Source organism: Ochrobactrum teleogrylli (assembly GCF_037482325.1).
Classification (GTDB): Bacteria; Pseudomonadota; Alphaproteobacteria; order Rhizobiales; family Rhizobiaceae; genus Brucella; species Brucella teleogrylli.
Genome location: NZ_JBBHKQ010000001.1, coordinates 2,565,691 through 2,591,282 on the forward strand (window position 1 = coordinate 2,565,691; position 25,592 = coordinate 2,591,282).

Here is a 25,592-nt window from a genome sequence, read left to right on the forward strand (position 1 = left end):
TGGGGAAATCCTGCAAATCAGCCAACATTCTTTTTATCTAAATTAGCTAATGCTTTTAAAATATAAAAATTCCGGTTAGACGGGAAGCAGAACGTCTTTCAAGTCGATTCCCGCCGGTAAAAATGAAGAAAACTCTCATTATAGTCGGTAATGCCCCTTTACCCCGCGACCTGTCGCGCGAGGTTGATGCTGCAGATTTCGTGGTGCGTTTCAACGAGCCCAAGCAATCGATCGGCATGAGCGGCACGCGGACCGACCTCCTGATACTGGCCACCTCCAGCAAGCCGATGCAGCGCCGCCTGCGCGATCCGGGCTTCGTGCAAACCCCGACCTTCCGGGCCGCGAAGGAAGTCATGCTCGCCTATCACCCGAGCATCATGCGTCTTTATCACCCCAAGCCGAATATCCTGTCGCGTCTCAAGGGGCGTCGTTCCGACTGGACCGCCGAAACCATCGAAGTCGTGGGCGCTGCGGGCAAGGAAATCCGCATCATGCCGCCGCAGTTCTATATGGCTGGCTGCAAAGAACTGGGCGTCAGCGAGGAGCAGCTGAGCAAGGTTTTTCCCAGCACCGGCTTTTTCGGCATCTGGCACATGCTGGGCAAATGCCCCGCCGAAAGCTGGGACGTGAAGCTGTGCGGTTTCACCTGGGAAGGCTGGAAACGCCACGCATGGGGCGACGAGCGCAGCTGGGTCGAAAGACAAGTGGCTTCCGGGCGCATCAGCATCATCGAATAGCCCGACCTGCTCGGGCCTTCGCCACAAATCTCGTTAAAAGGAGTATTTGAATGACTGAACCGTTACGCATTTTTATTGGCTGGGACTCCCGCGAACCGATCGCCTATGAAGTCGCCAGGGCCTCGGCGCTGAAACATTCTTCCATTCCGCTGGAGATCCTACCGATCAAGTTGCAGGATCTGGTCGATCAGGGCGTCTATACGCGTGACATCGACCCGCTGGCCTCCACGGAATTCACCTATTCGCGGTTCTTCACGCCCTGGCTTGCCGGCTACAAGGGCTGGGCGCTGTTTTGCGATTGCGACTTCCTGTTTCTCGGCGATATTGCCGGGCTGCAGGCCTATAACGACCCGTCGAAGGCGGTTTACTGCGTGCAGCACGACTATCAGCCGAAAGACAGCGTCAAGATGGATGGCAAGGTGCAGACCACCTATCCGCGCAAGAACTGGTCGTCCTGCATGTTGTTCAATTGCGCGCATCCTTCGACGCAGCAGCTGACGCCGGAACTGGTCAACCGCGAAACAGGCGCTTTTCTGCATCGCATGCAATGGGCTGCCGATGATGAAATCGGCGCCTTGCCGACCGAGTATAACTGGCTTGAAGGCTGGAACGAAAAGCCCGAACACGGCCTGCCGAAAGTCGTGCATTACACCAGCGGCGGTCCCTGGTTCAAAGACTGGCAGAATGTCGATTATGCCGATCTCTGGCGCGCCGAAGCCGACCTTGTGGAACCGGGCTGGAAGCCGGTCTGATCGCCGCTCCTTTCCGGCAAAAATCCTGAAGCTTTTTCATCGGCTCCACGCTACATAGAGACCATGAACGAAACGCGTCATGACTCTCCAGCGCAAAGCGGATCGCAAAAGCCCGCCACGCAACAAAAACCAGACGGCCCGAAAAGGGCCGTGAAGGCCTTCATCATCCATCTGAAGCGGGCGAGCGATCGCCAGCCGCAGGTGGCGCAGCTCATCGACAGCCTGCCCATACGGGCCGAGGTGATCGACGCCATTGACGGGCGTGTGCTCGATGGAGAAACAATCCAGCGCGTTTATCGCCGCTCGGTGCACAAGCCCCACTACCCCTTCCCCCTCAGCACCAACGAGATTGCCTGCTTTCTGTCGCATCGCAAGGCATGGCAGGCCATCGTCGATCAGAAGATCGACGCCGGTTTTGTGCTGGAAGATGACGTGGAGCTGACGCCGGAATTTGCCGCCGCTTTTCAGGCCGCGTTGCAGCTTGTCGACCATGACAGCTTCATCCGCTTTCCTTTCCGCGAGCGGGAAACAGGCCGCGAAGTGCTGAATATCGATGGCGTGCGCGTGATCCTGCCCGTACCGGTCGGCCTCGGCATGGTCGCCCAGCTTGTCGGGCGCGACGCGGCGAGACGGCTGCTGGCCGCGACCGAAACTTTCGACCGGCCGGTCGACACCACGGCGCAGATGAACTGGGTGACGGGACTGAAACCGCTTTCCGTCCTGCCCGGCGGCGTGCGCGAGGTGTCGGTGCGTCTGGGCGGCAGCACCATCCAGAAATCCCGATCCCTGCCCGATAAGCTGAAGCGGGAAATCCTGCGACCGCTTTATCGCTGGAAGATCAAAAATCGTTCTCGCAAGAGTTAGCAATTCCATTCAGGAAAAAACTGATTTAATTATTTATTTTTAAAGATTTAGCGACAAAACAATATTTCGCGCGACCGACTGAACATACAAGATCGAGGATTATCGTGTCCGTCCCAATTCTTCTTTATCACCAGATCGATGTTCCGCCCCGGCACAAGGCGCCTTTTCGCAGCATGACCGTGCATCCCGACCGTTTTGGCAACCAGATGGCCTGGCTCAAGCGCCTCGGCTATCAGGGATTGTCACTGAAGGATGCGCTGCCCTATATCTATGGTGGCAAAGAGGGGAAAGTCGCGGTCATCACCTTCGATGATGGGTTTGACAATGTCTTCCGCAATGCTCTTCCTATCTTGCAGGAACATGGCTTTACCGCCACGAATTATTTCGTCGCGAACCAGATCGGCGGCTTCAATCTCTGGGATCAGAAAATCGGCGTGGCGCGGGCCGATTGCATGGGCGTCGCCGAAATGCGGGAATGGGCGGCCCTCGGTCACGAAGTCGGGTCGCATACGCTCGATCACATCAATCTGAGCACCGCAAACGATACGGATGCTGAAGTGCAGATCCGGCAGTCTCGCGAAAAGATCGAGGACTTGCTTGGTCAGGAAGTCATCTCATTCGCCTATCCCTATGGCGGCGAGACTGCGAGAACACGCGAGATCGTCGCGCAGGCCGGGTATAAATACGCCACCACCACGGAAAAGCGCCGCGCAAAAGCCACCGACGACCCGTTCGGCATTCCGCGCCTGACGATCCGGCGTAACGATATATGGCTGCAATTCCTGCGGAAGATCGCCCTGTCCTGAGCCGAAACATAACCGGTTTCAGCTTGCCTTGGCCCGCTCCATGCGGGGCGGCTTCGTCAGGTTTTGCAAATCCACCATGAAGCCGCGTTCGACCAGACATTCCGGTCCCGTATAGTGAACCGAGCCCGAATAGACCAGCGACAGGTCGTCGGAAAACCGCTCGTTGCCGACGATGGCCTTGTAGTGTTCCGAGCCGCCTGCATGGCCGCCCTCTTTCGCGATCCGTTGAAACTCCTCGACCGAGCGCGACGAAAAACGATAGTGCAAAAGCGCCCCGGTGACCGGCAGATAATTGCGGAAGCAAGGGCCCGGCCCGTGAATGCTGCCGCGGCGATAATCGGTTTTGCGGTCCACCCAGATCAGCGGAAACTTGGACAGGCGCATGCTGCGCCCGAACAGGCGCTGCCGCGGCCCACCGCGCACGGCAACGCCGAAACGCTCCTGCTTGACCGTATAGCCGTCGCCGTCGAAATGCGACGACACTTCGAAAGGATATTTCGTTCCGTCATCGACAAAAACGCCATCGCGCAAAAGACCGGCTGGATACATGTCGATCATCGGCGCGAGGCAACGCCGGATACCATGTGCTTCCAGTTCCCCGATGAAATCGCGCAAGCTGCGCTGTTCCATACGCGGGAAGACGAAGAACTCGTCGGCATCCACCGAGAGATACCAGCGGCGGCGACCGTAAATATTGAACAGCGCATCGCGCCAGGCGCGCCCGCGATCCGCCTCAGCATAGCGCACGTCGGAAACGAACAGATCGACATCGGCGGCATTGGCGAGAATTTCGGCCGTGCCGTCATCCGACTTGTCGTCCACGACGATGAAACGCGTGACGCCCAGCGCACGATAATAGCGCAGGAACGAATTCAGATAGGCGCCAGCATTGCGCACCACGCAAATCAGCGGCAGATCATTCGGCAGCAGGGCCGCGAAACTTCCAGCCGAGGCGATCAGATTGGCCTTGCCGCGCTTTTTGGGCACCGACAGCCGCGCATGGCGCCAGCGCAGCTTGAACCGCTGGGCCGACGAGGCGCGCCAATAGGCAGCCCAATCCGTTTCTTTTAACGCTGGATAGTGCATTGGCGGCAAAACCGACTTCATATGGGGGATGTCTTTCAGGAAGCGCTAATAAACACTATATCGCTATTCATTCCAGGCAATTCCATGTCAGCAAGAATCACGCTGTGTGATACGACGATACGAATGCGTGAATGAACGTTTCAGCCATTTTGCCCTTCTGGCTGCATTTGCTTGATCCTGATCAATGCTGCTTCAATAAAACGTGGCAAATTGCCCGCGACCGCGCCATGGACCTTAACGGCCAAAAGCGCTAGTTAAGGCAAAGACAAGCGCATCGGCCTAAAAATCGGGAGCGATTTTTCGGAAACACGGTGCGTCGAATCAATTAGTTAGAGCGAGTTTTGTGCGCCCTGAAGGACGCGCTGCCCTCTAAGGAGCGCATGATGGATTATCGCCGGTTTTTCGAAGACGCGATTGATCAGTTGCACGCAGAGAAGCGTTACCGCGTTTTCGCCGACCTTGAACGCATCGTCGGGCGTTTCCCCCGCGCGATCTGGCGGAACAATGGCACGGCCCGTGAAATCACCGTTTGGTGTTCCAATGATTATCTCGGCATGGGACATCATCCCGATGTGATCAAGGCCATGTGCGACACCGCAAGCAATGCCGGTTCCGGCGCTGGCGGCACGCGCAACATTTCCGGCAACAACCATCCGTTGGTCGAGCTGGAAGCCGAACTGGCCGATCTGCATGGCAAGGAAGCCGGTCTCGTCTTCACCTCCGGCTTCATTTCCAACGAAGCCTCGATTTCGACCATTGCGCGCCTGCTGCCGAACTGCCTGATCCTGTCCGACGAGCTGAACCATGCCTCGATGATCGAAGGCGTGCGCCGCTCGGGTGCGGAGAAGAAGATTTTTCGCCACAATGACGTCGAGCATCTGGAACAGCTTTTGAAGGCCGCCGATCCGGCACGCGCCAAGCTGATCGTGTTTGAATCCGTCTATTCGATGGATGGCGATATTGCACCGATCGAAGAGATCGCCGACCTCGCCGACAAGTATAATGCCATGACCTATATCGATGAAGTTCATGCCGTTGGCATGTACGGCCAGCGCGGCGGCGGTATCACCGACCGCGATGGTCTGGCGGACCGCATCGACATCATCGAAGGCACGCTCGCCAAGGCTTTCGGCGCGCTGGGCGGCTATATCACCGGCTCACGCGCCATTATCGATGCCGTGCGCTCCTATGCGCCGGGCTTCATCTTCACGACCGCGCTTCCGCCATCGGTGGCAGCTGCCGCGACGGCTTCGATCCGCCATCTCAAAACCTCGCAGATCGAACGCGACGGCCAGCAGCGTCAAGCGCAGCAGGCCAAGGATGTGCTGTCGGCGGCGGGCCTGCCGGTCATGCCTTCGGACACGCATATCGTGCCCGTGCTGGTCGGCGATCCGGAACTTTGCAAGAAGGCCAGCGACCGGCTGCTCGATGTCCACGGCATCTATATCCAGCCGATCAACTATCCGACTGTGCCGCGCGGCACCGAACGCCTGCGCATCACGCCGTCGCCGCTGCATGACGATGCGCTGATCGACGGGCTGAAGGACGCGCTGCTGGAAGTCTGGAACACGCTTGGCATTCCCTTTGCCGAAACCGATGCCCCGCAGACGGCCAGTTCCGACCGCGTCGTGCCGCTGATGGTGTCCAAGGCGGGCGGATAAGATTCTCGTATACAGCTGAATGAAGAAGGCCGGTTTTCACCGGCCTTTGTTTTAGATTAAAGTCGCTCAATCCATTTCACGAGCCGGGCTGCGGCCTCATCAATCTGATGCGGGGCGCGACCGAAACATAGCCGGAAGAATGCCTCGCCGCCTTGCCCAAAGGCGCTGCCCGGTGCAAGGCCCACATTGGCCCGGTCGATAATATCGATGGCCGCCTTGACCGAATCCGTCACGCCTTCAACGCCGAAGAACAGATAGAACGCGCCTTCCGGTGGGGCCAGGCGTACCTTGCCGGTTGCCTGCAAGGTCGAGCAAAGCCTGTCGCGGGTGGCGCGGGCACGCTCCACCTGCATGGCGATAAAGGGTTCGCCCTGATCGAGCGCGGCCACCGCGCCACGCTGCATGAATGGCGCCACGCCGGAGTTCGAATACTGGATCATGTTTTCGATCACCGGACCGACGGAAGGATGCACCGTCATCCAGCCCACGCGCCAGCCGGTCATCGCCCAGTTCTTGGAGAAGGAATTGACGAAGATGATGCGGTCGTCGGGCTCCATGATTTCCATAAAAGACGGGGCGTGACCGCCGCCATAATAGAAATGCGTATAGATCTCGTCGGCGATGATCCAGAGCCCGTGCTTGCGCGCCAGATCAAGGATGTAACGCAGCGTCTCACGGTCGGCGGTCCATCCGGTCGGGTTGGACGGCGTGTTGATGAACAGCGCGCGGGTGCGGGGCGTGATGGCGGCGGCGACCTTCTCCGGGTCGAGCACCCAGCCATTCGCGCCGAATTCCAGTTCCACCGCGACGGGCACCGCACCTGCAAGACCAGCCGCGCCGACGAAATTCGGCCAGGCCGGCGACAGATAGATCGCTTCCTCGCCCGCACCGACCGTCGCCGTCAGCGCCATTTCGATGGCGTGCATGCCCGAGCCGGTGACGTAGAAATTCTCAGGCTTCAAGGCCAGCGGGAAATGACGCGCATGGTAACGGGCCAGCGCCTCGCGCAGTTCGGGAATACCGGCCTGCCATGTATAGAAGGTCTCGCCGTCGGTAATGCTTTTCTGCGCCGCATCGCGGATGAAATCCGGCGTCGGCAGATCGCCTTCGCCCACCCATAACGGAATGAGCCCTTCGCGGCCCCTGCCATGATTGGCAACGGCGACAATGCCGCTTTCTGGCGCTTGCGCTGCTTCACGGCGGAGACTGGCTAAAAGTGTCATGATGATCCTGCGCTACTTGCTCTATGTCTATCGGCCTTACCAAGACGCGAGCACAAAATCACTCGGCATTTTGTGATGATCCGATCATCGGTATTGATGAATGCCAAAACAAAAACGGAGCCTTTGCAGGCTCCGTCTTGGATCGCAAAGAAAAAATCCCGATCACGCCTTCTTGGCAAGAAGATCGCGGATTTCGGTCAGCAGCACTTCCTCGCGCGGAGCTTCCGGCTCAGGCTTTGCTTCTTCCTTCTTCTTCATACGGTTCATGCCCTTGACGACAAGGAACAGCACCCAGGCGATAATCAGGAAATTGATCAGCAGGGTCACGAAGTTACCGTAAGCAACGGTTGCACCGGCTTCACGGGCGGCGGCAAGCGTGGACTTCGGCTCGCCGGCAAGCTGGATGAACATGTTCGAGAAATCGATACCGCCGGTGATCAGACCGATGATCGGCATGATGATATCGTTGACGATGGAATTGACGAGGCCACCGAAGGCGCCGCCGATAATCACACCGATGGCCAGATCGACCATATTGCCCTTGAGAGCGAATTCCCTGAATTCTTTCAACATTCGTCAGTCTCCCTCACGATTGCATTCCACATAACCGGGCCGTCGTTGCTGCGGTGCGTTCGTCAATTAACATGGCGTCAGATCGCTCCGACGGTGAACGATAGGACCGCTCCTGACAGGGGGAGGCTCGAAGAACGGTTCTATCAAACTGTATTTCGCTTAGTTTGTATTCGAAAAACTTCAAAGAAAAGATAAACGCGGATATCGACGGGTAAAACATCCGCTTTTTCATCAATATTCTTGCACGCAGGACATGAAAGTGCTTGCGTCAGACAGACTTGGATAAACTGAAGAGGAATAAAGCCGCCTATGCAAGGCTGGGGAATCATCGGCGCTGCCTTCCTGTACCTGCTGCTGCTTTTTGCTGTTGCCAGTATCGGCGACCGCAGAGCCTCACGCTGGAACAGTGCGCCGCGTCCCTATGTCTATGCGCTGAGCCTTGCGGTCTATTGCACGTCCTGGACCTTCTTCGGCTCTGTCGGCCTGTCCGCACAGCGCGGGCTGGAATTTCTCGGCATCTATATCGGGCCGATCCTGGTGTTCACGCTCGGCAACCGGCTGCTGCGCCATATCGTGCGGCTGGCCAAGGCGGAGCGCATCACCTCCATCGCCGATTTTCTGGCGGCGCGGTATGGCAAAAGTTTTGGCGTGGCGTCTCTCGCCACCTGTATCGCCGCCGTAGGGTCGATCCCCTATATCGCCTTGCAGCTGAAAGCAGTTGCGGGCAGCGTCGGGCTGGTGATGGACCATTATGGCCGCGCCGTCGCACCGCCGGCCTTTATCTTCGGCGATATTTCGCTGGCGGTTGCCGCCGTGCTCGCCGTCTTCGCGATCCTGTTCGGCACGCGCCACACCGATGCGACCGAACACCAGAACGGGCTGATCCTCGCCATTGCGGTGGAATCCGTCATCAAACTTTGTGCATTTCTCACCGTTGGGCTCGCCTGCACGTTCTTCCTGTTCGGCTCGCCCTCGCAGCTCATCGACCAGATTTCCCAGTCCACCGATGCGCTGAAAGCCTTCCACTACCAGACCTCCATCGGCACCTGGATCATACAAACCGCCTTGAGTGCTGCGGCCATCATCATGCTGCCGCGCCAGTTCCACGTTACGGTCGTCGAAAGCCGCAGCGAAAAGGAATTGCGCACCGCATCCTGGCTGTTCCCGGTCTATCTGGTGCTGATCAATATCTTCGTGTTTCCGATTGCCCTGATCGGCGTGATGACGCTTGGCACCACGGTCAGTGGCGATCTTTACGTGCTGGCGCTGCCGCTTGCCGCCGAAGCGCACTGGATGGCGCTCATCGCCTTCCTCGGTGGATTGTCCGCTGCAACGGCGATGGTGATCGTCGCCTGCGTGGCGCTGTCGATCATGATTTCCAACCATCTCGTGCTGCCGCTTTTCATCCGCAGCATGGCCAAGCGTCACCCGGCTGAACAGCCCGACCTGACAAAGGTCATTCTCAATACAAGACGTGTGACGATCATCGCCATTCTGGCGCTCGCCTTCGCCTATTATCGCTTCACGTCCAACAATATTCACCTTGCCTCTATCGGCTTCGTATCGTTTGCGGCGATTGCGCAATTCGTTCCGGCCTTTATCGGCGGTTTGTTCTGGCGCAATGCCAATGGGCGCGGCGCAATGATGGGGCTGTCGGCGGGCTTTCTCGTATGGGCCTATACGCTGTTGCTGCCCACCATGGCGCCGGAAGATGCCGCCATTTTGCGCGACGGCTTTCTGGGTTTCACGGCACTGCGCCCGGAAGCCCTGTTCGGCACCGATGCGCTGCCGCTGACCAATGGCGTGATCTGGAGCCTCACAGCCAATACGCTGTTCTATATTCTGGGTTCGCTCTCGCGCGCCTCGACGCCGCTGGAGCGCATTCAGGCCAGCATCTTCTTGCCGCGCTATTTCATCGCGACGCCGACGCTCCGACGGTTCCGCACCACCGTCACCGTGGCGGAACTGAAAGCCACCATGGCGCGCTATCTCGGCTCCGAACGTGTCGAGCGCGCCTTCCTGCGGTTCGAAGGGCATGAACAGCGCAGGCTCGATCCGGGCATGACCGTTGACACGCCCCTGATCCGCCATGCCGAACAATTGCTTGGCACGGCGGTCGGCACCGCTTCGGCACGGCTCGTTCTGTCGCTGCTTCTGCAACGCAACGATGCTTCAGGGCGTGATGCGCGCCAGCTTCTCGATGACGCTTCCGCCGCCCTGCAACAAAATCGCGACCTGTTGCAGATCGCGCTCGACCAGATGGAACAGGGCATTACGGTTTTCGACAAGGATTTTCGGCTGGCCTTCTGGAACCGCCAGTTCCGCACCCTGCTCAACCTGCCTGACGAGGTGATGCAGGTCGGTATTCCGGTTTCGGAAATCGTCGAGCATCTGATCCGCCGCGAAGACATCGCCTTCAATGCGCGCAACAGCATCATCCATTCGCTGACGGCCAGCCGCAAGCCCGCGCGCCTGAAGATGAAATCGACGGCCAAGACACTGGAAATCCAGTCCAATCCGATGCCGGATGGCGGTATCGTCGCGACCTATACCGACATCACCGCCGCCGTCGAAGCCGATCTGATGCGCCAGAAGGCCGCCGAAATGCTGGAACAGCGCGTGGCCGACCGCACGGCGGAACTGACCCATGTGAACAAGGAACTGGCGCGGGCGCAGGCCGCTGCCGAAGAGGCCAATCTCGGCAAGACGCGCTTTCTCGCCGCCGCGGGCCACGACATTCTGCAACCGCTCAACGCCGCGCGCCTCTATTCCACCGCGCTGTCGGAGAAACTTGGGCGTTCGGAAACCAGCGAATTTGCCCGCAACATCGATTCCTCGCTGGAGGCGGTGGAAGCCATTCTGGGCATGGTGCTGGATATTTCGCGCCTCGACACAGGCGCGCTGAAACCGGAAGTCTCGGTGTTCCGGCTGGACAGGTTGCTGAGCCAGATCGCCACGGATTTCACGCCGCTGGCGCGCAAGAAGGCGCTGAAACTGCGCGTGGTGCCGTCGAGCATCGTGGTGAAAACCGACCGCAACATGCTGCGCCGCCTGATCCAGAATCTCGTTTCCAATTCGATCAAATATAGCCGCAGCGGCGGCATGCTGCTTGGCGTCCGGCGGCGGGGCGCTTTTGTCGAATTGCAGGTGCTGGACACCGGCATCGGCATTGCGCAGCACAAGCTGAAGCTCGTCTTCCGCGAATTCACCCGCCTTGATGAAGGTATGCGCGAGGCGGAAGGGCTGGGACTCGGCCTGTCCATCGTCGACCGCATCGCCCGGCTGCTGGAATTTCCGCTGTCGGTGCGCTCGGTTCAGGGCAAGGGCACAACATTCACCCTGCGCATTCCGGTTTCAAACGAGCCAGTGCCGGTAGAGGAAACCAGAAGCCGTCGTGGCCATGCGCGCGCGCTGGAACTGACAGGCCTCGATGTGCTGTGCATCGACAATGATGCCGACATTCTGTCCGGCATGGAAACGCTTCTTTCGGGCTGGGGCTGCAACGTGACCACGCTGCGCAACGGCGCGGCGCTGAAAGCGTTTTGCGCCAATCGCAGCACCGCGCCGGATGTCATCGTCGCCGATTATCATCTGATCCATGAAAACGGCATCGACATGATCGGCTTCACGCGGGAGCATTTCGAGACGGAAATACCCGCCATCTTGCTGACCGCCGACCGTTCCAAGGAAGTGCGCCAGCGCGCCGAGGATGAAAACATCACCTTGCTGAACAAGCCGCTTCGCCCGGCGGCGTTGCGCTCATTGCTGTCGCATTTTTATCATGCGCGACAGGACGGCAGCTCGTCACAGACGGCTGCGCAATAATCATATCATGTGCTGATAACGTCACTGCCGATGCGCGACAGCAAGATGACAGCCTGAGTGCGGCTATCGACGCCAAGCTTCTGCAACACGGCCGAGACATGCGCCTTGACGGTTGCTTCCGACACGCTCAGCTCATACGCGATCTGCTTGTTGAGAAGACCCTCAGCGAGCATGGTCAGCACGCGGGTCTGCTGCGGTGTGAGCGTGCGCAGGCGCGCAATCAGCCCCTCGATTTCCGGATCCTTCGGGTGATCGAGATCGATGCCTTCCGGCGTCCAGATGTCGCCTGCAAGCACGGCGCGAACCGCCTCGCCGATGGTTTCCATGCTGGCAGATTTGGAGATGAAGCCCGATGCGCCAAGTTCCACCGCATGATGGATGGTGGCGGCGTCATCCGTGGCCGATACGATCACCACCGGCAAAGCCGGTTGGAGCGCCTTCAGCGCAACCAGTCCTGACAGACCTGCACCGCCGGGCATGGTCAGATCGAGCAGCAGAAGGTCGATATCGTCGCGTTCGGCAACCAGTTTCCTGACGGCATCGAAATCGCCAACTTCGACAATCTCGACGTTTTCGGATTGTCCCGACAGAACCTGTCTCAATGCGCCGCGAAAAAGCGGGTGATCGTCAGCGATGATAAAGTGCATGTGCCTCGCGCGCCAATTTCAAGTGGTTCCTCCCCGTGCGGTGCATCGAATGCTACCAAACAAGTTTTTATGCCTATTTTTATGCGGAGCAACCAAAAATCACGTTGCTAACGTGTTTTCGCATTTCTCATTGCCGCCATGTTGCCCCATTGTGTGGTAGGGTTGCGCCGGAAATTGAAACACAGGCCCCGCCAGACACGTGAAGCAGAGGGTGGGAACCAGAAGGCCTTTCATGACGCGCAATATGCTTTATCCCGAGATTGAACCCTTCAAGGAAGAGATGCTGCAGGTGTCCCCGCTGCATCGCATCCATGTCGAGCAGTGCGGCAACCCGGACGGCAAGCCGGTGATCATGATTCATGGCGGCCCCGGCGGCGGCATCACGCCAGCCATGCGTCGCCTGCACGATCCGGAGCGTTATCGCATCATCCTGTTCGACCAGCGCGGTTGCGGTCGTTCCACGCCGCACGCCGAATTGCGTGAAAACACCACCTGGGATCTCGTTGCCGATATGGAGCATATCCGCGCCCATCTCGGCATCGACAAATGGCAGATTTTCGGTGGCTCCTGGGGTTCGACGCTCGGCCTCGCTTATGCCGAAACGCACCCGGAACGCGTGTCGGAAATGGTGCTGCGTGGCATCTTCATGCTGCGCCGGTTCGAAATCGACTGGACATATACCAACGGTGCGAGCATCATTTTTCCAGATCACTTCGAAGCCTTTCAGGAGCATATTCCCGAAGCCGAGCGCGGCGATATGATTGCCGCCTATTACAAGCGCCTGACGGACCGCGATCCGAAAGTTCAGCTGGAAGCCGCCCGTCGCTGGGCGCGCTGGGAAGGCTCAATCATTTCGCTTCTGCCGGACCCATCGCGCGTTGATGCCTTCGGCGCGGATGAATATGCAATCGCCTTTGCGCGCATCGAGTGCCACTATTTCCAGAATCGCGGCTTCCTCGATTCCGACGACCAGCTTTTGCGCAATCTCGAACGCATCCGGCATATTCCGGGCGTCATCGTGCATGGCCGCTACGACATCTGCACGCCCTTCATCAATGCATGGCAGCTGAAGAAACTGTGGCCGGAAGCCGACCTCAAGATCGTCGAGGATAGCGGCCACGCCGTGACCGAGCCGGGCATCGTGCATGAACTGATCGAAGCGACAAAACGCTACGCGGCGTAACGACAGAAACAGAAAAGGCGCCATTTGGCGCCTTTTTTATTATCCACGAGCGATCACGTCCGACCGCCGGGCGGTGTTGGTGTCGTCTCGGCGGGCTTTTCCGGCTCGCTGTCGAAGCTCTTGGCAATGTCCATGAAGCGGCGCATGAAGCGTTCCATATAGCTCATGGATTGTTCGAACTCCTGTTCGCTCGGCAGGCCTGAAGCGGTATTGCCGCCGCCCTTCTGATCGATGGCCGCCAGCCGATCTTCCAGCACCTTCACGCGGTCCTGCAAATCCGCCAGATCGTTTTCGTAAGCCTCGCGGTCTTCCGTGGCCATCTTGCAGATCATCTGGCCCTGCGACTGTTCGGTGCAAACCGAAATCGCGCCGGTCTTGCTATCAAGGCGCACATAGCCGGTTTCGGTCTGTTCCAGACGATAGCGGCCATTTTCCTGCGCCACCGCCCCGGATGCAGCCAGAACCGGCGCGACCAGAGCCACCGCCGCCAGACCGCGCACGACGGGACGTGCGGCGAAAAAGGTGTTTTTGTTCGACATAATCCGATCTCCCTTTGGCTTCCTGTCATCATATGGGAGCTTTGCGACGAAAATCGAACATCACGGTCTTTGATTTTCTGACAATTTCGGTCTAGAGGACAGCCATGACCAAGATCATCTACAAGATCGCCCCGCGCGAACTCTGGGCGCAAGCGGAAAAGGCGGGAAGCTTTTCGGGCGCACCGGTTGATATTGCCGATGGCTATATCCATTTCTCTACTGCAACACAGGTGCGCGAAACCGCTGCGAAGCATTTCGCGAACCAGAACAACTTGGTTCTTGTGAGCGTGGACGCGACCCGTCTTGGTGAAGACCTTAAATATGAGGCCTCGCGCGGTGGTGCGCTTTTCCCTCATCTCTATGCGGACCTGCCGCTTGATGCAGTCGTGGCTGTCGAGCCCTTGCTGCTCGACGACAACGGACTTCACATTTTCCCGGAGCTGAAAGACGAATGAGCGGACTTTTTGAAACTCTCGGCCGACGCGCCCTCTTCTCTTTCGACGCAGAACAGGCGCATGGCCTGTCCATTGCCGGGCTGAAAACCGGCCTCGTAAGCTGCAGCGCACCGAGCGACCCCGCTTTGTCGGTCAAGGTTGCGGGATTGCAGTTTCCCAATCCGCTCGGCATGGCCGCTGGCTATGACAAGAATGCCGAAGTGCCGGATGCGCTTTTGAAGCTCGGCTTCGGCTTCACCGAAATCGGCACCATCACGCCGCGCTCGCAAAGCGGCAATCCGCGTCCGCGCATTTTCCGTCTTGTGGATGACAGGGCCGTCATCAATCGCCTTGGCTTCAATAATGAAGGCCACGAGGCGGCTTTCAAGCGCCTGTCGCAGCGCGCAGGCAAGAGCGGCATTGTCGGCGTCAATATCGGTGCCAACAAGGATGCGGAAGATCGCATCGCCGATTACGTGGCGGGCATTCGCCGCTTCTACCAGCTGGCGCGCTATTTCACCGTCAATATTTCCTCGCCCAACACGCCGGGCCTGCGCAATCTCCAGGCGCGCGACAGTCTGCGCGAGCTTTTGAGCCGTGTGCTGGAAGCGCGCAACGAGGAAGGCAGCATGTGCACGCTGAAGCGTCCGGTGTTCCTCAAGATCGCGCCTGATCTGGCCGATGAGGAACTGGACGACATTGCCGCCGAGGCCACCGAGCAGAAACTGGACGGCATCATCGTTTCCAACACCACCCTGTCGCGTACCGGGCTGAAAAGTGCTGAAAACCGCGACGAAACCGGCGGGCTTTCCGGCGCACCGCTGTTCGAACGGTCCACCGTGGTTCTTGCCCGCATGCGCGAGCGTGTGGGGCCTGACATGCCGCTGATCGGCGTTGGCGGTATCGATAGCGCCGAAACCGCCCTGACCAAGATCAAGGCTGGGGCTGATCTGGTACAGCTTTATACGGGCCTCATCTATCGCGGCCCCGGCCTGCCAAGCGACATTCTGCGCGGGCTTTCGGCAGCGGTTAAACGCGAAGGCGTCGCCAATATTGCCGAACTGCGCGACCGCGACACAAAAGACTGGGCAGCGCGCCCTTTGCCTGCGTGATTATTTCGTGAATTCCAGCCGATAGCGGCGTGGCAGCATCGCCAGAAGCGTGATGCCACGTATCGACAGAAACAGATTAAGCGCCAGCCAAAGCCCGTGATTGCCCATCGCGGGCTTTGCCGCATAAAGCACGGCCATAAAGAAGGCCAGCGACAGGAACATCATGTTGCGCATGTCGCGCGACCATGTAGCCCCGATATAGACACCGTCCATATGAAAGGCGAGCAGCCCGGTGATACCGGTGAGTGCCGCCCAGGGCAGATATTTGAGCGCCTCGGCATGGACATCCTCGGCCTTGGACAGAAGGCTGATGATTGGATCTCCGAAAACCAAAAGCGCGAAGGCGATGATGCTGGCCATCACCAGACCCCACACAAAGGTGAGCTTGGTGCCGCGCACAAAGGCCGGGCTGTAGCGCGCACCGATCGACCGCCCGACGATCTGTTCAGCGGCGGCGGCCATGCCGTCGAGGAAAAAGCCTGCCACGAGGAAGAAATTCATCAGCACGGCATTGGCCGCAAGCGTCACCGGCCCGAGATCGGAACCCGCACGTGTGAAGAAGGCGAAAGCGGTCAGAAGCAGGAAGGAGCGGATCATGATATCGCGATTGACCGCGAACATGCGCAGAATGCCTTCCTTCTGGAAAATGCGCTGGCGGCTCGGGCGCTTGGTCGCGTCCTTGCGGAAATGCCGGACCACCAGAAAGAGGCCGACAATCGCCGCGACGGTTTCGCCGGTGACCGTGGCCCATGCCACGCCTGTCACGCCCCAGCCGAGTTCGAGGCCGAGAATGATGCAGAGCACGATATTGATGCCGTTGAGCAGAACCTGAAGGCCGAGGCCAAGCAGGCCCTGTCCGCGTCCGAGAACCAGCCCCAGCACCGAATAATTGATGAGCGCCACCGGCGCGGCCAGCATGCGGATCGACACATAGGTCGCCATGGCCTCCTGCGTCGCGCTTGTCGGATGCATGAAGCTGGAGGCCGCGGCCAGAATGAGCGGCAGGCAGAGGATCATCAAACCGCCCGCGATCACCGCGATAATGATGGCGCGCCAGAAGATTGCCTGTTCTTCGATGGCGTCTTCAGCACCCATGGCCTGCGCCACCAGACCGGTTGTGCCGGAGCGCAGGAAATTGAACATGGACAGCAGGAAATCGAACACCAGCGCGCCGATGGCCAGCCCGCCGATCAGTTCGGCCTTGCCCATCTGCCCGACCACGCCCATATCGACGAGCCCCAGCAGCGGCGTCGTGATGGCGGCAAGCGTCATGGGAATGGCGATCAGCATGACCATGCGATGCGTCACATCGAACGGCCTCGTAACGCTTCCAACGCGCTGCGACTGATCCATAACCACTATCCCCGAATTCGCACCTGTAATTCGAGAACGTCTACTCTGGAATCGCTCGAAACTACAGAGAATTCGGCCCATAGATTGTCGCAGCCCCTGACAGCTTTATGTCAGGAGTTATAGAGATCAGAGGCCCAGCATCATTGCCCAATAGATGCGATTGGGTTTGTTTTCCGGCGTGGCCCAGGCCAGGCCATAATGGCTGAAGGTGGGATCGAGCATGTTCTTGCGATGGCCGGGCGACTTCATCCAGGCGTCGAACACGGCTTCGGTATTGGGCTGGCCGGAGGCGACATTTTCAGCCGCAGGACCGCGAATGCCCGCCTGACGCAACCGCGCGACAAAACCATTGCCCCAGCCGACACTGTGGCCGATCTTGCCATAGCTTGCCATGCGCTTCGCCTGAAAAAGCGCGGCCTGTTCCAGCTTGGAATCGGTCGCCATGAGCGAGAGGCCGTTTGCCTTGCGGATGGTGTTGAACAGCGCGGTGGGATCGCCCGCGCTCACCACATTCGTCGCTGCATCCGCTGCGCCGAACGGCAAGACGGAGAGCGAAACCGCGCCCCCGGCGAGAACCAGAAAGCCGCGCCGGGAAAGCATAAATCCTTGTTTTTGCTGCATCGTCCGAATATATAACCCTGCTTCCAATATCTGCTATTTGCGATAGCTGAGGATACGGAGCAAAATAAAGGCAGGGATGACAACGGCTGCGCCCAAAATGAGATAATCCGCGAAACGGGCGACGGCGGAGAAGCCCATATTCCACAGGCGCAGGAAGAAATCGCGAATGCCCCAGAGAATATCGTAGGGCGTCCAGTGGAACGCGCTCATGACCACGCCAACCACCAGCGAAATCAGCACCAGCTTGACGATGATGCGTGCAGGCGTATCGCCAAGAAAACGGTTTACACCATCAGACATGCAACTCTCCTGCGTCTCAATTTTCCGCCATGCTGACAGATTCATCGCGCAAGACATAGGCGGAGATGATGACATCCGCAAGTTTTGAGCGTCTGCATCTATCTTTGCTTACGATAATCGCGTGGAGCCTTCTGCTTCTGGCGCGAGAAGGACCGGTTCATGCTGCGCGTATCGGTAAAGCCACTCGCGACGGCCACTTCCAGAAGCGATAATCCGGTCTCGGCCAGCAGTTCCTTTGCCTTCTTGACGCGCAGCTCCTCGCGCACTTCGAAAGCGGTGCGTTCCAGCGCCAGCCGAAAACCGCGCTCCATCTGCCGCACCGAAATGCCGAGCCTGCGCGCCACATCGATCATGGGCACCGGGTCTTCCAGCGTTTCCTCGAAAATGCGGATGGCCTTGCGGATCATCGGCGAGCGCACGCCGTTAAAGCTGAGTGCTGGCTGTTCGGAGCGTACCAGCTCGTAAGGGATCATGAGGATCGATGCGCTTTTACGCGCCAATTCCTCGGAAATCTCGTTCTGGATGATGGAAAGCGCCAGCGACGCTGCACCCAATCCACCCGCGCAGGTATAGTGCCGCCCGCTGCGGTGAAACAGGCTGGTGGTATCGGCGGTATAGCCGTCGAACAGATCGAGAAAATCGTCGCGGTGGAACCAGTTCACACAGCAATTGCGGTCTTCGAGCAAGCTGCCCTCGGCAAGCAGGAAAGCGGCGGTGCAAAGCCCCACCACGGTCTTGCCGCGTTTGTCGGCGCGCTTGATGAGATCGATCAATGCCTGCTGGCGCGGACGATACTGGGCAAGCACCCCCCCAACGACCGCCACATAATCACATTCGTCGAGTTCGCCGATGGGAGCTGTCGGCTCGATCACCATGCCGGAACTGGACGCAACCGGATCGCCCGACAGCGTGCAGATTTTCCAGGCGCAGCGGATCTGGCGGCTCTTGTCGCGATCATCGGCAGCGAGGCGGAAGGGATCGAGAAACAGGCTGAGCGCCGTCAGCGTAAAACCCGGCAGCGCGACAATGCCAACCGACAGCCTGCGCGGCGACGCATCCGCCGGGGCATCCTGTTTTCGGCTTGTTTCCGGTCCTGTTCCGTTGGCCACGTTCGTCGCTTTCCTCCGCACTTCATCTATCTGCGCGGAGCAGGCTCATACAGTCAACGAAAATGCTTGGAAAGCTTCAACTGCTGCGCCTGATAATTGGAGCCGAGATCAGTGCCGTAAAGCGCCTTCGGACGGTGCAGCATATGCTCATAGACAAGGCGTCCGACGATCTGGCCATGTTCCAGAATGAAGGGCACTTCATGGCTGCGCACTTCGAGAACCGCGCGGCTGCCCGTGCCGCCAGCCGCACTGTGACCAAAGCCCGGATCGAAGAAGCCCGCATAGTGAACGCGGAACTCACCGACCAGCGGATCGAACGGCGTCATCTCTGCGGCGTAGAGCGGCGGCACATGCACGGCTTCTCGCGAAACGAGGATATAGAATTCATCCGGGTCAAGCACGAGTTCGCGTGCGCCGCGATCATAGATCGGCTCCCAGAAATCGAGCACATCATTGGCGGCGCGCTTGTCCACATCGACAACGCCCGTGTGATGCTTGCCGCGATAGCCGATCAACTTGTCCGGGCCGCCGGAAAGATCGACGGAAAGCGCGATGCCGCCGCCTGAGATGTTCGGCATTTCAGCGGCCACCAGCGTCTCGGAATTATGCAGCGCGGCGAGTTCCGCCTCATCGAGCTGGGCGCGGCCCTTGCGGAAACGTATCTGCGACAGGCGCGAGCCGGTGCGCGCAACAATGGGGAATGTGCGCGGGCTGACTTCCAGATAAAGCGGGCCGTTGTAACCGGCAGGCACCTTGTCGAATTCCTGCGCGCCATCGGCAATCACGCGGGTGAAGATGTCGAGACGGCCAGTCGAGCTTTTCGGATTGGCGGATGCCGACAGTTCGGGCGACAGAGCAAGGCTTTCCAAGAGCGGCACGATATAGACGCAGCCGGTTTCGAGAACCGCGCCTGCGGTCAGGTCGATCTCGTGCAGCTTGAGCCGTTCGAGCTTATCTATAACCGGTGTGCCGGGACCCGGCATGAAGGAGGCGCGAACGCGATAGGCCTTTGCGCCAAGGCGGAGATCGAGGCTCGCAGGCTGAATCTGGTCGGTATCCAGCGGGCGCGGCGAAGCCAGCAAACCGCTTTCGAACAGCGCAGCGATATCCGCATCCGCCAGAATTCCCGCATCTCTTAGCGCCATCGACCTCGTACTCCATAGTCTGAGCAATTCTTCAAAAGACCTTTGACCACTCGAAGGCCCAATGCCAACCCTTCACGCCCGGAGAAACGGGGTTTTCCGCAGGAATCGAACCCAATCGTGAGCCAACGCGGCAGGCTTTTCCTCAAAACTCGCTATCGTGGCATTGACGACCTTGCGCAACAGGCATATGGAAAATGTGTTCCGTGGTGATTTGGCCGGCCGGCTTGCAGCCACGTTAAAGAATTCGCTAAAAAGGGCCGCGGTTCGTTACCGGCCTTTTGGGCCGGTTTTTTATTGGCCGCCGAGATGCCACTAAACGCTTTTGGGCGTCCCGGCCGACCAGCTTTTGACAGGTTGGAAAAATGACGACTGAGACTACCCGCAAGTTCCGCCCCGCAACGCAGCTCGTGCACGCCGGTTCGCTCCGCTCCGGTTTCGCCGAAATGTCGGAAGCGATGTTCCTCACGCAGGGTTTCCTTTATCCCGATGCCGAAGCCGCCGAAGCGCGTTTCAAGGGCGAAAATCCGGGTTTCATCTATTCGCGTTACGCCAACCCCACCACGGACATGTTCGAAAAGCGCATGTGCGCGCTGGAAGGCGCCGAGGAAGGCCGTGCCACGGCTTCCGGCATGGCTGCCGTCGCCGCTGCCATTCTGTGTCAGGTCAAGGCGGGTGATCATGTGATTTCCGCGCGCGCCGTGTTCGGCTCGTGTCGCTATATCGTCGAGACCCTGCTGCCGCGCTATGGTGTGGAAATCTCGATCATCGACGGCTCGGACATCGCCAACTGGAAAGCCGCTGTTCGTCCGAACACCAAGGTGATGTTCCTCGAAAGCCCGTCGAACCCGACGCTCGAAATCATCGATATCGCCGCCGTGGCCGAAGTGGCCAATGAAGCAGGCGCGAAGCTGATCGTGGACAATGTCTTTGCGACCCCGCTTTACCAGAAGCCGCTGGAGCTTGGCGCGCATATCGTCGTCTATTCGACCACCAAGCATATTGACGGCCAGGGCCGCTGCCTTGGCGGCATCGTGCTGTCCGACCGCGAATGGGTCGAAACCGAGCTTCAGGACTATTATCGCCATACCGGCCCCGGCATGAGCCCGTTCAATGCCTGGATTATGCTGAAGGGTCTGGAAACGCTGTCCGTGCGCGTGCGCCAGATGACGCAGTCGGCGGCTGCCGTTGCCGATGTTCTCGCAGGCAAGCCGGGCGTCAAGCGCGTCCTTTATCCGGGCCGCGCCGACCATCCGCAGGCAGATGTGATCGCCAAGCAGATGACTGGCGGTTCGACCCTGATCGCGCTCGAACTGGAAGGCGGCAAGGAAGCCGCGTTCAAATTCGAAAATGCGTTGCAGGTGTTCAGCATCTCCAACAATCTGGGCGACGCCAAGAGCCTGATCACCCATCCGGCCACCACGACGCACAAGAACCTGAGCGATGAGGCCAAGGCCGAGCTTGGCATTTCCGATGGCGTGCTGCGCATTTCGGTTGGCCTTGAAGATACCGACGATCTTCTGGAAGACGTCGAAGAGGCGCTGAAGGCAGCCGTTCGCTAAATAAAGAAAAGGATGATCCGGCCTGATTCCGTCAGGCCGGGTCATCCGTTTATTTTCTGCATTTTCTTGTGCCGAAGCATCTCCGGATCATGCAAAAGACGGTGTTTCGTCTTAAAAAATGTGACCTTTTCGCTGCAATCCACCACAAGAACGATCCGATTGCAGAAAACCGCCCGCTTTGGCCCTGTCGAGATTGCCGCGCCACGTTGACCTCCAACGCAACTTTGGCGATAGGTGGGCAACAGGCACATGACAAAGGCGGATGCGATGTACAGGGCGGTGACGCAGGGGATCGAAATAACGGTTGAGCCGTTTTATCTGGAAGACGAGTCGGCTCCCGAAGACAACCGCTATGTCTGGGGCTACCGCATCACCATTGCCAATAATTCCTCCGACACGGTGCAACTGCGCTCGCGCTACTGGCAGATTACCGATGCCAATGGCCGCGTCGAGGAAGTGCGCGGGGCCGGTGTCGTCGGCGAACAGCCGGTGCTCGATCCGGGCGACTCGTTCCAATATTCATCCGGCTGTCCGCTGACCACATCATCCGGCGTCATGGTCGGGCGCTATCAGATGCAGAACCCGACGGGCAATACATTCGAAGTGGATATTCCGGCTTTCTCGCTGGATGTGCCGGAACAGCGCCGCACGCTGAATTAGAGCAGGAAACAAAAAAGGCGGTTCTTCTGAACCGCCTTTTTTGATTACTTGGCGAACTGCGCCGGATCGAATTCGTAATGCGTCGAACAGAATTCGCAGGACACCGAAATCTTGCCGTTTTCGATGCTGTCCTGAATTTCCTCTGCCGAGAAGCCTGACAGGACGCCCTGGATTTTCTCCCGCGAGCAGGAGCATATATCCGCCACCTTGATGGCGTTGAAGACGCGCACGCCGCGCTCGTGGAACAGGCGATACAGCAGGCGTTCCGAACCGACCTGCGGATCGGTCAGTTCCGAGCTTTCGATGGTGCCGAGCAGTGACCGCGCCTCATCCCAGGCATCATCCACCGGATGAAACACGGCTTCTTCCTCGTCACCGTCGCCGCCCGGCAGATCGGGAACACGCGCGCGCAATTCCGATTCCGGCAGGAACTGGATGATCAGACCGCCCGCGCGCCATTGCTCGACCGGCTTGCCATCGGCACCCCGTTCGACCAGCTTGGCGACGCTCAGCTTCAGATCGGTCGGGATCTGTTCAGACTGACGGAAGTAGGTCGTGGCAATTTCTTCCAGCGTCGAGCCGTCCAGCGCCACAATACCCTGATAGCGCTGCATATAGGCGCCCTGATCCACCGTGAAGGCCAATGTGCCGCGACCGAGCAGCTCTTCAGGCTGCGTCTTGCCTGTGGCGATGGCGTCCTTCAGGCGATCCTCATCGAAACGCGCATAGCCGCGCACCGCATTGGGTGTGCTGAAATCCACCACCAGCATGTCCACCGGACCGTCGGACTGGGTCTGGAAGATGAACTTGCCTTCGAATTTGAGCGAAGTGCCGAGCAGAACGGTCAGAACCGTCGCCTCCGCCAGCAGGCGGGCCACTTCTTCCGGATATTCGTGGCGTTTCAGGATGGCGTCGATGCTCGTGCCAAGCTGAACCGCGCGACCGCGCACATCGAGCCCTTCCACCTGGAAAGGCACGACGGCGTCGTCGCCTGCAAAGCCGAAATCACCCAGATCGAGCTTGGGACCCGAATGGCCGTTTTCGGCTTCGATATAATCGTTGCTGGTATTCTCAGCCACAGAAAACTCCAATCACGCGCCTTGCAGGCACCAGGCCAGAATGGCCTTCTGGGCGTGGAGCCTGTTTTCGGCTTCGTCGAACACGACCGATTGCGGCCCGTCGATCACTTCGTTGGTCACTTCCTCCCCGCGATGTGCGGGCAGGCAATGCATGAAGAGCGCCTTCGGGTCGGCTTTCGCCATCAGCCGCGCATTGACCTGATAGGGCATGAACACATTATGTCCACGGGCACGGTCCTCCTGTCCCATCGAAACCCAGGTGTCGGTCACGATGCAATCCGCACCGCTTGCCGCTTTTTCCGGGTCTGTCGTGGACATGATGTCCGCACCGTTTGCCCTGGCCCAGTCAATGAAGTGCTGGTTTGGCTCGCTGCCTTCCGGCGTCGCGATATTGACGTTGAAGTCAAACCGCGCCGCGGCTTCCACAAGCGAATGCAGGACGTTGTTGCCGTCCCCCATCCAGGCAAAGGTCTTGCCTTTGATAGAGCCGCGATGTTCCTCATATGTAAGTACGTCGGCCATGATCTGACAAGGGTGGGTGTCGTCGGTCAAAGCGTTGATGACGGGAACGGTGGCATATTCGGCCAATTCCAGCATACGGTCATGCGATGTGGTGCGGATCATGATCGCATCCACATAGCGCGACAGGACCTTTGCCGTATCGGCGATAGTCTCGCTGCGACCGAGCTGCATTTCCGAGCCGGTGAGCATCAGCGTTTCGCCGCCGAGCTGGCGCATGCCGACATCGAACGACACGCGCGTGCGGGTCGATGGCTTTTCGAAAATCATCGCCAGCACCTTACCGGCATAGGGCTTTTCAATCTCGCCCGCCTTCAGCCGCGCCTTGCGCGCCTTGGCGTCTTCGAGGATGGAACGCAATTCGCTTCCTGAAACAGAAGACAGGTCGAGAAAGTGCTTGATACCGTTATCCTGAGCCATGATTACGCCGTCTTGCTGATCGGATTTACGACAGAAAGCCGTTCCACGGCTGTTTCGATGCGGTTCAGCGCTTCACGGGCTTCTTCCGGCGTCGTGACCAATGGCGGCAGCAGACGCACGACATTGTCGCCAGCGCCGACGCTGAGTAAATGCTCGTCGCGCAGCGCCTGAATGAGCGTGGTGTTCGGCACAACGCATTTGATGCCCATCAAAAGGCCGCGACCGCGCACCTCAGACACCACATTCGGGAACCGGTCGATGATCGACGCAAGGCCCTGCTTCATGACAAGCGCGGTGGCCTGAACATTTTCCAGAAAGCCCTCTTCCAGAATAACGTCCAGCACGGCATTGCCGACAGCCATGGCCAGCGGATTGCCGCCATAGGTGGTGCCATGCACACCGGCAACCATGCCCTTGGCGGCTTCAGCCGTTGCAAGGCAGGCGCCAACCGGGAAACCACCGCCGATGCCCTTCGCCACAGCCATGATGTCCGGCGTGATGCCCGACCACTCATGGGCGAAAAGCTTGCCGGTACGACCAACGCCGGTCTGCACTTCATCGAGGATCAGGAGCAGGCCCTTTTCGTCGCAGATCTGACGGATAAGGCGCATGAATTCTTCCGGGAAGCCACGCAGACCACCCTCGCCCTGAATGGGCTCAAGCAGGACAGCGGCGGTTTCATAGGTGATGGCGGCGCGAAGGGCCACCTCGTCGCCGAACGGCACCTGATCGAAGCCTTCGACCTTCGGGCCGAAACCTTCGAGATACTTGGCCTGGCCACCGGCAGCGATGGTCGCAAGCGTGCGGCCATGGAACGCGCCTTCAAAGGTGACAATCCGGAAACGCTCCGGATGACCGTTGGCGAAATGATAGCGACGGGCGGTCTTGATCGCGCATTCCAGCGCTTCAGCACCGGAATTAGTGAAGAAGACCTTGTCGGCGAATGTGTTGTCGACCAGACGCTGGCCTAGCTTTTCCTGTCCGGGAACTTCATAAAGATTGGACAGGTGCCACAGCTTGTCTGCCTGATTTTTCAGGGCTTCGACCAGATGCGGATGGGAATGGCCAAGGGAGTTCACCGCAATGCCGGCCGCAAAATCGAGATAGCGTTCGCCGGTTTCGGTGATCAGCCAGATGCCCTCACCTCGCTCGAAGCGCAGAGCCGCACGATTATAGGTGTCGTAAAGCGGTTGCACGGTCGTAGCGTCGGTCATTGCAATCAGGCCTCCATAAGCCTTTCTAATGCTGCACATCCGCAGAAAACGGACTGTCAGCCTTGCCATTTTGAGCGATATTCCGGCCCTCTCTCCGGCCAGCTATCACAGGATTTTGGCACGTCGATCATGCGCCCTTCGCATGACGAACCTGCCGAAATAAAAAGCCGC

24 protein-coding genes and 1 riboswitch are annotated in these 25,592 nt (G+C 58.9%); of the genes, 11 read left to right on the forward strand and 13 right to left on the reverse strand.

Annotated features, from left to right (window positions below; all coding sequences use genetic code 11):
- Window positions 1-122 precede the first annotated feature (122 nt).
- From WIX40_RS12090 to WIX40_RS12105, 4 genes are all read left to right on the forward strand, one after another.
- Window positions 123-737, forward strand: a complete 615-nt coding sequence (locus WIX40_RS12090) for a glycosyltransferase family 29 protein (protein WP_109368364.1) — start codon at window positions 123-125, stop codon at window positions 735-737.
- A 50-nt stretch (window positions 738-787) separates the two neighbouring features.
- Window positions 788-1,489, forward strand: a complete 702-nt coding sequence (locus tag WIX40_RS12095; RefSeq protein WP_339439994.1) for a glycosyltransferase — start codon at window positions 788-790, stop codon at window positions 1,487-1,489.
- A gap of 63 nt (window positions 1,490-1,552) precedes the next feature.
- Window positions 1,553-2,353 carry a glycosyltransferase family 25 protein gene (locus WIX40_RS12100; protein WP_339439995.1) on the forward strand — a complete coding sequence of 267 codons (801 nt, stop codon included), beginning with the start codon at window positions 1,553-1,555 and terminating at the stop codon, window positions 2,351-2,353.
- A 104-nt stretch (window positions 2,354-2,457) separates the two neighbouring features.
- Window positions 2,458-3,159 (forward strand): polysaccharide deacetylase family protein, encoded by a 702-nt coding sequence (locus WIX40_RS12105; RefSeq protein ID WP_109368361.1) that lies wholly within the window; start codon window positions 2,458-2,460, stop codon window positions 3,157-3,159.
- A gap of 18 nt (window positions 3,160-3,177) precedes the next feature.
- Here WIX40_RS12105 and WIX40_RS12110 read toward each other — a convergent pair whose 3' ends face one another.
- Window positions 3,178-4,266, reverse strand: a complete 1,089-nt coding sequence (locus tag WIX40_RS12110) for a glycosyltransferase family 2 protein (protein ID WP_339439996.1) — start codon at window positions 4,264-4,266, stop codon at window positions 3,178-3,180.
- A 362-nt stretch (window positions 4,267-4,628) separates the two neighbouring features.
- On the opposite strand from WIX40_RS12110, the gene hemA reads away from it, so the two are divergent.
- Entirely contained in the window at window positions 4,629-5,906 is a 1,278-nt protein-coding gene (gene hemA, locus WIX40_RS12115) for a 5-aminolevulinate synthase (RefSeq protein ID WP_339441017.1), read from the forward strand.
- Between the two features lie 56 nt (window positions 5,907-5,962).
- On the opposite strand, the gene WIX40_RS12120 is transcribed toward hemA, so the two are convergent.
- A complete protein-coding gene (locus tag WIX40_RS12120) occupies window positions 5,963-7,129 on the reverse strand; it encodes a pyridoxal phosphate-dependent aminotransferase (RefSeq protein WP_121537254.1) in 1,167 nt (388 codons plus the stop codon).
- A 162-nt stretch (window positions 7,130-7,291) separates the two neighbouring features.
- Window positions 7,292-7,702: a large conductance mechanosensitive channel protein MscL gene (mscL, locus tag WIX40_RS12125; protein WP_109368357.1), complete on the reverse strand. Its 411-nt coding sequence runs from the start codon at window positions 7,700-7,702 to the stop codon at window positions 7,292-7,294.
- A gap of 309 nt (window positions 7,703-8,011) precedes the next feature.
- Between mscL and WIX40_RS12130 the strand changes: the two genes are divergently transcribed.
- Window positions 8,012-11,527, forward strand: coding sequence for a hybrid sensor histidine kinase/response regulator (locus tag WIX40_RS12130; protein WP_109368356.1), 3,516 nt, complete (start codon window positions 8,012-8,014; stop codon window positions 11,525-11,527).
- Window positions 11,528-11,532: 5 nt separating this feature from the next.
- Here WIX40_RS12130 and WIX40_RS12135 read toward each other — a convergent pair whose 3' ends face one another.
- Window positions 11,533-12,174, reverse strand: a complete 642-nt coding sequence (locus tag WIX40_RS12135; RefSeq protein WP_109368355.1) for a response regulator transcription factor — start codon at window positions 12,172-12,174, stop codon at window positions 11,533-11,535.
- 232 nt (window positions 12,175-12,406) lie between these two features.
- Between WIX40_RS12135 and pip the strand changes: the two genes are divergently transcribed.
- Complete coding sequence (pip, locus tag WIX40_RS12140) at window positions 12,407-13,357, forward strand: prolyl aminopeptidase (RefSeq protein ID WP_339439998.1); 951 nt, start codon at window positions 12,407-12,409, stop codon at window positions 13,355-13,357.
- Window positions 13,358-13,410: 53 nt separating this feature from the next.
- Here the strand turns inward: pip and WIX40_RS12145 are convergent, their stop codons facing one another.
- Complete coding sequence (locus tag WIX40_RS12145; RefSeq protein ID WP_339439999.1) at window positions 13,411-13,896, reverse strand: hypothetical protein; 486 nt, start codon at window positions 13,894-13,896, stop codon at window positions 13,411-13,413.
- A gap of 104 nt (window positions 13,897-14,000) precedes the next feature.
- Here WIX40_RS12145 and WIX40_RS12150 point away from each other — a divergent pair, with 104 nt between their 5' ends.
- The gene (locus WIX40_RS12150; RefSeq protein WP_109368352.1) at window positions 14,001-14,351 is read left to right on the forward strand and encodes a DUF952 domain-containing protein; all 351 of its coding nucleotides are present in this window, start codon (window positions 14,001-14,003) and stop codon (window positions 14,349-14,351) included.
- Complete coding sequence (locus WIX40_RS12155) at window positions 14,348-15,442, forward strand: quinone-dependent dihydroorotate dehydrogenase (protein WP_339440000.1); 1,095 nt, start codon at window positions 14,348-14,350, stop codon at window positions 15,440-15,442. The genes WIX40_RS12150 and WIX40_RS12155 overlap by 4 nt, the downstream gene beginning before the upstream one ends.
- Here WIX40_RS12155 and WIX40_RS12160 read toward each other — a convergent pair whose 3' ends face one another.
- The 5 genes from WIX40_RS12160 to WIX40_RS12180 form a co-directional block, all read right to left on the reverse strand.
- Entirely contained in the window at window positions 15,443-16,795 is a 1,353-nt protein-coding gene (locus WIX40_RS12160; RefSeq protein ID WP_109368350.1) for an MATE family efflux transporter, read from the reverse strand.
- A gap of 126 nt (window positions 16,796-16,921) precedes the next feature.
- The gene (locus WIX40_RS12165) at window positions 16,922-17,416 is read right to left on the reverse strand and encodes a CAP domain-containing protein (protein ID WP_109368349.1); all 495 of its coding nucleotides are present in this window, start codon (window positions 17,414-17,416) and stop codon (window positions 16,922-16,924) included.
- 33 nt (window positions 17,417-17,449) lie between these two features.
- Entirely contained in the window at window positions 17,450-17,716 is a 267-nt protein-coding gene (locus tag WIX40_RS12170; RefSeq protein ID WP_078338112.1) for a DUF6460 domain-containing protein, read from the reverse strand.
- A gap of 98 nt (window positions 17,717-17,814) precedes the next feature.
- Window positions 17,815-18,825, reverse strand: a complete 1,011-nt coding sequence (locus tag WIX40_RS12175) for a GlxA family transcriptional regulator (RefSeq protein ID WP_109368348.1) — start codon at window positions 18,823-18,825, stop codon at window positions 17,815-17,817.
- A gap of 53 nt (window positions 18,826-18,878) precedes the next feature.
- Window positions 18,879-19,970, reverse strand: coding sequence for a 2'-deoxycytidine 5'-triphosphate deaminase (locus tag WIX40_RS12180; protein ID WP_121537244.1), 1,092 nt, complete (start codon window positions 19,968-19,970; stop codon window positions 18,879-18,881).
- Window positions 19,971-20,163: 193 nt separating this feature from the next.
- A riboswitch (SAM riboswitch) is annotated at window positions 20,164-20,243 on the forward strand.
- Window positions 20,244-20,332: 89 nt separating this feature from the next.
- Here WIX40_RS12180 and WIX40_RS12185 point away from each other — a divergent pair.
- The gene (locus WIX40_RS12185) at window positions 20,333-21,529 is read left to right on the forward strand and encodes an O-succinylhomoserine sulfhydrylase (protein WP_109368346.1); all 1,197 of its coding nucleotides are present in this window, start codon (window positions 20,333-20,335) and stop codon (window positions 21,527-21,529) included.
- Between the two features lie 267 nt (window positions 21,530-21,796).
- Window positions 21,797-22,189: a Co2+/Mg2+ efflux facilitator ApaG/CorD gene (apaG, locus tag WIX40_RS12190; protein WP_109370166.1), complete on the forward strand. Its 393-nt coding sequence runs from the start codon at window positions 21,797-21,799 to the stop codon at window positions 22,187-22,189.
- A gap of 44 nt (window positions 22,190-22,233) precedes the next feature.
- Here the strand turns inward: apaG and WIX40_RS12195 are convergent, their stop codons facing one another.
- The 3 genes from WIX40_RS12195 to WIX40_RS12205 are packed head-to-tail and all read right to left on the reverse strand — an operon-like array spanning window position 22,234 to window position 25,421.
- Window positions 22,234-23,268 carry an Hsp33 family molecular chaperone gene (locus tag WIX40_RS12195; RefSeq protein ID WP_109370165.1) on the reverse strand — a complete coding sequence of 345 codons (1,035 nt, stop codon included), beginning with the start codon at window positions 23,266-23,268 and terminating at the stop codon, window positions 22,234-22,236.
- Between the two features lie 12 nt (window positions 23,269-23,280).
- Window positions 23,281-24,207 carry an ornithine carbamoyltransferase gene (gene argF / locus WIX40_RS12200; RefSeq protein WP_109368345.1) on the reverse strand — a complete coding sequence of 309 codons (927 nt, stop codon included), beginning with the start codon at window positions 24,205-24,207 and terminating at the stop codon, window positions 23,281-23,283.
- A gap of 2 nt (window positions 24,208-24,209) precedes the next feature.
- The gene (locus tag WIX40_RS12205; protein ID WP_339440002.1) at window positions 24,210-25,421 is read right to left on the reverse strand and encodes an aspartate aminotransferase family protein; all 1,212 of its coding nucleotides are present in this window, start codon (window positions 25,419-25,421) and stop codon (window positions 24,210-24,212) included.
- Window positions 25,422-25,592: the final 171 nt, after the last annotated feature.